This is a genomic window from uncultured Planktosalinus sp. (assembly GCF_963973675.1).
Lineage (GTDB): Bacteria > Bacteroidota > Bacteroidia > Flavobacteriales > Flavobacteriaceae > Planktosalinus.
Window position 1 is genome coordinate 1 of the sequence record NZ_CAXBAN010000351.1, and the last position, 2,787, is coordinate 2,787.

General features: G+C 41.3%; 2 pseudogenes. Both read right to left on the minus strand.

From position 1 onward, the window contains the following. Positions 1-413 (minus strand): annotated as a pseudogene (locus AACY61_RS11790) (hypothetical protein); the annotation flags it as partial. 215 nt (positions 414-628) lie between these two features. Next, positions 629-2,787: pseudogene (locus AACY61_RS11795) on the minus strand (hypothetical protein); the annotation flags it as partial.

Sequence of the window (2,787 nt, forward strand, 5' to 3'; positions counted from 1 at the left end):
CTTTCTGAACCATTAGTTCCAATAATAAAGTTAACATTATCACTAGTTCCAATAAAGTTTTCTCCGGCTGCAGTTCCGGGATTCGTGCCTGCGTTTCCGGTCAAAGCCCAGGCTGTTGAATCTCCTGATCCCATACGCTCCCAGGTAGTACCATTCCAGTAATAAAAACCGGGGGTGACGTCGTTTATGGTGGCTGTATTAAAGACCATTAAGCCAATCTCAGGGGTTGGGGCTGATATTGGTGATTGATCAGAAGTTTCAGTAAGCGCAACTCTGGGTATGAGAATCCCGTTGTCACTGCTTTGAATATCAAGCATTGCCTTTGGATCTGTAGTGCCAATTCCCACTTGCGACCACATCATTGTGGAAATGCAAATAGAAAAAAGAACACTTAGGGTAATTTTTTTGAACATTGTTTTATAAGCTTTTTAACATTAGGGAGGTGTAAAGTAACTATAAATTTAATGTTAAGACTAGGAAGGACTTAAGATTTCGTTAAAGCAATAAATACTATCGATAAAATGCCTAAAAACTACTATTATTAAAAGAAAACTGTAAGAAAAGGAAAAGCCTCAAATTCAAAATTGAATCTGAGGCTTTAAATCAAAATAACTATGGGAAGTTGACCTTATTTTCTACCTGTTGGCTGTGGCTCAACCAGTGTAATTTCTTTCTCATCTTTTAAACGATGTTCAATACCATCAGTTTCCTGAATTTTAAGGGGAGCATCAGGAAAACGTAAAGACTGATAAACTGTGCGCTCACCATTTCTCATTTCATCTGCCCTGTTAGCAACAATGTGCCACGAAAAAGAAACATTTGAGTTTCCGTTTTGAAGTTCTTTTACAGTAAAACCTTGAGCAGATTTATTGGTAACATAAACCCCGTTACAATCTCCTTCTAATTGGATAAAAACTTTCAGGGGCTTTTCATCTGAAACATGAATATTTCTCGAAAAAATAGGGTCAATTTGAATTTGGGCAACTCCGTTCACTAATTGCCCGGTACCGTAATCTTCAAAGAGAACTTCGGGGGCTTCAGGAGCAAACATGGTTTTCTTTTCATTGGCTTGCAATCCATCAACGATAGTTGAAACGGTTCCGGTGCCAATAATTTTATAGTTTGAACTACCTCTTCTGGCTCCCACATAGGCATAAGTTGAATTTGAGGTTGAACCACCGCTGTAAAAATAACCTCCATAGTAGGTGTGTTCGGTTCCTTCACTTGGAATGGATACATTTCGTTGGTAACCGGCGAGCCTTGCAACCGGATCTTGGGCATCAGCACTAATAGCATCACCGGTGTAATTTGTTCTAAATTGAGCTGCTTCTCTGGTACCTGAAGTTTTTTCAGTTAAAACATACAAGCCTAAATCAGTTGCATTGGTGTTGATCCCAACGGTACCTATTCCACCGGGCGAAATGGATGAACCACTTCCGGCCATAGCCCTGACTCCAATATTACCGTTTGAACCACCACTGTTTAAAGCCACCCCAATCATACCTGTTGACAGGTTTGTGCCTGTTGCTAGTCCAATTGAAGCTCCAACAAGTCCTGCTGTACTTGTGTAAGGGGTTATTCCATATACTCCATGATAATTTGTGGAAGCCCCACGAACACCAGAATTATTTTCGGCATCACCAAAAACGGCAATTCCTGATCCTGCACCCGGACTACCGCCTGTTGCAATTGATAAAATTCCTATATCGTTGGAACCCCTATCAACTGTCAACCCTACATTGTTATAAGTATTGTGGTTAATCCCTACATTTCCACCTGAGGCTATGCGCATTCTTTCTGAATCGTTAGTTCTGAAACGTACATCCTGTGCATCGGTTGTTCCTAAAAAATTTACGGAGGCATTGGTGCCTGCATTTCCAAGTAGAGACCAGTCTCTACCTCCGGTTCCATCCATGGCTATCCACTCTGAACCATTCCAGTAATAAAATCCGGGAGAAACGTTGTTGGGTGCAGTTCCTGATGTATTGGTGTTGTAAACCAGCAAACCTGTTGCAGGGCTTGTGATTGGAGCAGCAACACTTCTGCTGGTCAGAACTACACGATTTACCAGAAACCCTCTGTTATCATGAACCAACTCAAGTGATGAGCTGGTGTTAGGAGCATTAGTACCCAATCCTACGTTGTCTGTAACCCCATTCACGAAAAAGGTATTAGCTTCGTTGTCGGTTTCAACCCTAAAATGCATTACATCCGAAGTAGGGTTGATACTAAACTCTCTGATGGCACTGTTGGCATTTACATTAAAAAAGTCGGTGGCATCTACAGAAAGAGTCATTTGCCTACTTCCGGCACGCCAGAAACCCATACTGTCATCATCCTCCCAAGAATAAAACGGACGGGCACGGCTTCCGTCTGATAGTGCATAGACTTGATTTTGATTGCCCGGAACCTTGAAACGGGGCGTGTTATTGGTTCTAAACTCAATGTCTCGATTATTTAAAGTACCCAAAAAATGAGTTCCGTTAACAATATCATTATTTCCATCAACTTTCCAGTCGATACTTTCGCCCTGAATGCGAACCCATTGAGACCCATTCCAGTAATAAAACCCTTCAGATACAGAATATATACCAGACCCTGCAGTATTTGTATTGAACACCAGTAAACCATAAGATGGTGAAGGTGTAATCGTTGTGTTGTCGTTAGTACCTGATAGTGAAACCCGGGGAATTAAAATTCCTTTATTTGAGCTTTCAATGTCAAGCATAGATCCTGAAGCAGGATTTGTAGTTCCAATACCCACCTGGGCATTTAATACAGAAGTAG